4 protein-coding genes and 1 pseudogene are annotated in these 4,469 nt (G+C 43.7%); all 5 read right to left on the reverse strand.

The features are described from left to right. Positions 1 to 214: 214 nt before the first annotated feature. Entirely contained in the window at positions 215 to 754 is a 540-nt protein-coding gene (locus VIN08_RS05280; protein ID WP_331961304.1) for a hypothetical protein, read from the reverse strand. A gap of 6 nt (positions 755 to 760) precedes the next feature. Continuing rightward, on the reverse strand, positions 761 to 1,591 hold the full coding sequence (locus VIN08_RS05285; protein WP_331961307.1) for a hypothetical protein: 831 nt from the start codon (positions 1,589 to 1,591) through the stop codon (positions 761 to 763). Continuing rightward, positions 1,588 to 2,925 (reverse strand): vanadium-dependent haloperoxidase, encoded by a 1,338-nt coding sequence (locus tag VIN08_RS05290; protein ID WP_331961310.1) that lies wholly within the window; start codon positions 2,923 to 2,925, stop codon positions 1,588 to 1,590. Before VIN08_RS05290 ends, VIN08_RS05285 begins: the two co-directional genes overlap by 4 nt. Before the next feature lie 171 nt (positions 2,926 to 3,096). After that, positions 3,097 to 3,624: a hypothetical protein gene (locus tag VIN08_RS05295; protein ID WP_331961313.1), complete on the reverse strand. Its 528-nt coding sequence runs from the start codon at positions 3,622 to 3,624 to the stop codon at positions 3,097 to 3,099. 235 nt (positions 3,625 to 3,859) lie between these two features. Then, a pseudogene (locus tag VIN08_RS05300) lies at positions 3,860 to 4,469 on the reverse strand (M1 family peptidase); the annotation flags it as partial.

Raw genomic sequence — 4,469 nt, forward strand, 5'->3', positions numbered from 1 at the left:
GAACAAGGAACATCGATTAACGAATGGAGAAGTAGAGCTTTGATTTTTATTCTGCGCTCATCTGCGCGATCTGCGGGAAAAAATGGCTGTTTTATTCTGTGCAGTTCTGTGGGAAGCTTTTCAGCATTTATTTCGACATTCGGTGTTCCTTGTTCGGTGCTCGTTATTCATTGAGCGGTGTGTAAAAAAATCCTATAACACGAGGTTCACCAAGCTATAGCTTCCTGATCTTCTTATCCCATTCCCAGCCATGCGCTGTTAGCGTGAAGGATGTTTGCCTGGTTGAGGTGTTTTCGATTGGTTTGTCGAGTATAGCTGCGAAGGGTGTCATGTTTGTCATACGCGTGGTATAGGTAACAAGCGCTCTTGTGTTGCCGGGAGTATATTGTATATCTGTAACCTCTAAAAAATCTTCAACTGCTACCTTTACTTTCTGCACATCAATCGACTTTAGTGTATCAGATGTTTTTATCAGGTATGGATCAGCTTTACTGGTGAAGTATATAAGAGGCTTGCCTACATCCTGTTGTGTATGCGCGAGCTGTGCTGTTAAGAGTCCTTGTTCGATGAGTCCTTTTTGATGAACTAGTTTTGCGGTCTCCGTATCATTACAAAATACTCTGAGTTCAACTACGGTTGGGTATGCTTTTGCCTGTAGCAGCAGGCTCTTTACTTCTGAGGGGTCCAGTTTTTTTGAACTGCACCCCATTGCCAGAATTGCCAGTATGCATATAGTATAGATGTACTTCTTCATGCCAGGTTATTGATGTTGATGCTTCAGGTGTGGCGCCATTCTCCACTTTAACGAGAGCGCTTGTGCTGCCAGATCTTTATTCTTTACTATAAACAATAATGCCAGGAGGGTGGCGTAGCTTCCACCGCGCTCCACCCATTCGAATATAGGGAATGCCGGGTATTGCGTTTCGCTCAGCATTTTCCAGATAAAGAGTATAAGAATAATTTGTCGTGCAGGCCAGAGTACTATAGAGCATGCACCTATAATTTCAACTATACCAATGAAGTGTGCCATCGTTTCTGGTGATTGGACTCCGAATGATATATACTGTTTGAGCAGTGCCGGTTTTTCAATTATGTTTAACCAGCCATGGCCGAACAACAAAGTAAAGGCAATAATCTGTAATGTTATTACAACGAGCTTCTCATGCTCTTTGCTCAGGGTTGCAGGTGCTTCCAGTTTTTGAAACCACCGGGTGTTGGGAGATATACCTTGCAGTCCGGTAAGTATCAATAGCACAAGGGGAGCGCCATAATTTCCTGCGCGTTCCAGGAACTCTGCAAAAGGCTCTCCGGAAAGCGGCCGCATGGATGCTGTGAGTAGTCCCCAGAAAACCAGCCACGCTGCTGCAATTCTTACAGGATAGAAAAGCAGTACAAGTCCCAGTACTATATCGGCTATACCTACTACGGGCATCAACTGATACGCTAATGATTCATCTATACCTGCTACAGCAAAGTAATTACACCAGATCTGTTTCGTAATAATGCCGAATGCACCGTGCCCGATAAAGCACATCGCACAGGCTATACGCAGAATATAGTAGAGCGTTTTTGTTTGTTCTTTCGTCATCATACCGGCTGCTCGCTATCCTTCTTTCTTCGTGTCTTTATTTTTTCGTTCAGGAATGCTCCTATACTTCGTCCCATCTTCAAGCCAGTTTCGTTGGCAGGACGATAATGTATACCGCCATACAAGCGACTGATCGCAGCTTCGTCTGCAGCCTGGTTAAATGACTTGAAGCTTCGCACAGACAGACCGAACTCCACTTCGGTAGAATCGGTAAACGCAAAATTATCTCCGAATATATTGGTGAGTGCCGTAGAAGCAGCACCTGATATAGTGCTGTGACCACTGATATACTCCGGGAAAGGAGGCGTCTGCAATAGCGGTGTCCAGTCTTCATCTATATATTGATTGATATAGGACTCCGGGCGAATGAGCAGGCTGCGATATTTTTCGTCCCAGCAGGCTATAAATCCATCGGCAAGAGCAAGAGCTACCCGTACATAGGCTTCTGCCGAACGGGAGAAATTCGCTTTCGACTTCAGGCAGGCTACATGCACAATGTTCATCCAATGTCCGCCTGGCGATATTTTCTTGGTAGCAAACATCACGTGTCCTTTTATATTCATCACAAACGGATTACAATCCCAGAAGCTGGCGATGTTGCGTTGCTCGTCTGTAAGATTTTTTCTCGTTTTATATACCTCGTAAGCGTAATGATAAAATTCACTGGTGGTATCAGTCGAGAACGCAGGCGGTGGACCGCATCTGAACTGCGATGCAGAATCAATTCCGAATGTTCTGATCTTGCTCCAGTGTGGTTCAACGGCATCCATATACGCAGGTGGAGTAGGCTTCCACGTTGAAGGACTCTGATCGATGGAATACTTGGGGAATGATCGTGTCTGTTTATAGTTGTCTTTGGAAGACCAGGCAATGATGTGCTTTGCTACTTTTGATCCATACTCTACCGAGCGTTCATATACATCATCAGGCATACCAGACCTGCGATATTCATCCATTACCGATTTGTGAAATTCTTCCAGCTTGTCTTCGGAGAATATAAATGCTTTACCAGCTTCCAGTGTAGCCTGTATAGCTGCCAATGGGAAACAATACTCCGCATTAGCATCAGGCTCGGGCACTGGTTCGAGTCCATGCAATTGACCCGCGAGTGATACCAAAGTAGAATCCTGGTGGCGTGCAACTTCATACGCTGCTACGCTGATATAGGTATATATGCGACTGGCCACCGGTGGCGAAAAAATATCGTGAACAATAATATCGGTTATTTTCTTTATAGAGCGATGCAACTGCCCTGGTTCTTCTGCTTTTTTCCTGTAGTCACCTGAACAGGATCCCAGGCATGCGAGTATAAGTAGGAATTGAAATATTTTTTTCATGTTATAAATTCTTTGGGCGTAGGTATAAATACAAGCGTAAGCGAAGACTCCGGAGTAAATCCGGTCTTCGTTGTTGAATTGATACTATATATACCTCAGCAGTGAAGTGAGTCGATACGCTATCAATCGAAACTTGATTTTTTAAAGAGAAACTGAAAAGGGATGATAACTTCAGGAGATCAGCCGGGGAGGATGAAATATATGGGAAGTCAATTCCTGCTCATCGCGTACAGGATATTCTCCATACTCACATTTCATTACCCAGCCGTTGTGGGTGTGCTGCAAAGTATGTGGCATAGAGAAATAATATTTACCTAAAGAAACTATCAATTTAAAAGCACCGTGCTGATCGTCACCGGCAAAAGACCTGGCAAAATCGCTGATCCTGTTGTCAGCTTCTGTGGTGCGATAGTCGTGTATGCATTCCAGGTAAAGTGTATCCTGGTGTATATTTCGTTTTATAGTCTGGTATACCTTTCCTTTATAAGTAAAGTGCCCGCTAACGGGTTCGTATTTATCGGAGTCGGGTTGATAAAGTGTACTGATCGGGAGTTTGATGATCAGGTTAGCACCAGGTTCATTCAAGTTGGTTTGAATCTTCCTTTCCATAGCGATCGCGATCTGATCTCTTACATGAACAAGAAAGGAGTAATACCCGATGCTGTTCATTACCATCAGCGACAAAAGAAAACAGCTCAAAATTCGTCTCCAGCTTGTCATTCGGATGCGCTTTGGGTTACAGGTTTTCTATAGTAATGTTATGCAATCGAAAGCAATCTAGCAAACTCTTATTTTATGTGATAAAGGAGAGTTCTTTGGAATGCCTTAAAAGGGAGATTGAGGCGAGAAAAAAATCCTGTGTATAAAAAAAGCTCGCCACCGGTTCAGTAGCGAGCTTTCTGTTAGCTATATATCTGTCAATGAGCGGAAGTATTTATTTAGCGCTCCACTGGTTATTGTTTCGGTTTGTATCCGGAAGTTTCATTAACGGATCGATCTGGACAGCAGAAATATTATCCGTTGATGCATACTTGAATTTCCATGTGCCACCGGTATGCCATATTTCTACAGGAAGCTTCACCGTTTCTTTACTTCCGTTCGATAGTGTAATTTCTACCGTTACAGGCATTGGCAACTGACCTAAATTTTTGATGGTGATGATCGCGCCTTGCTTCGGATCTTTGTTAATATAGGATACATCTGCTACGGCCTGATCAATTTTCCATTGGTTTATAAACCAACCGCGCCAAAACCAGTCCAGCGTTTCACCGGTATAATTCTCAATGCAATGAAAGAAGTCGTAAGGTGAAGGATGTTTGAAAGCCCACGCATGTGTATAGTAACTCATCGCGTTATCAAATTTCTCGGCACCAATAATCTGGTCTCTCAACAGCGTGAGTCCTAGTCCGGGTTTAAAGTATGCAACAGCACCCAGGTTTCTGTTCTTGGCAACATCGGGTGTATTTAAGATCGATTCGGTGCTGTCATGAAAAAGATAGCCTGTAAGAAACTTCACCGGTATAACATTGGCGGCATATTCGCCC

The sequence above is a fragment of the Ohtaekwangia sp. genome (assembly GCF_036568665.1).
In the GTDB taxonomy this organism is placed as follows: Bacteria; Bacteroidota; Bacteroidia; order Cytophagales; family Cyclobacteriaceae; genus Ohtaekwangia.

Coding starts and splice junctions, on each gene's coding strand:
- VIN08_RS05285 (WP_331961307.1), bottom strand. CDS start 1,591: ATGATGACGAAAGAACAAACAAAAACGCTCTACTATATTCTGCGTATA.
- VIN08_RS05280 (WP_331961304.1), bottom strand. CDS start 754: ATGAAGAAGTACATCTATACTATATGCATACTGGCAATTCTGGCAATG.
- VIN08_RS05290 (WP_331961310.1), bottom strand. CDS start 2,925: ATGAAAAAAATATTTCAATTCCTACTTATACTCGCATGCCTGGGATCC.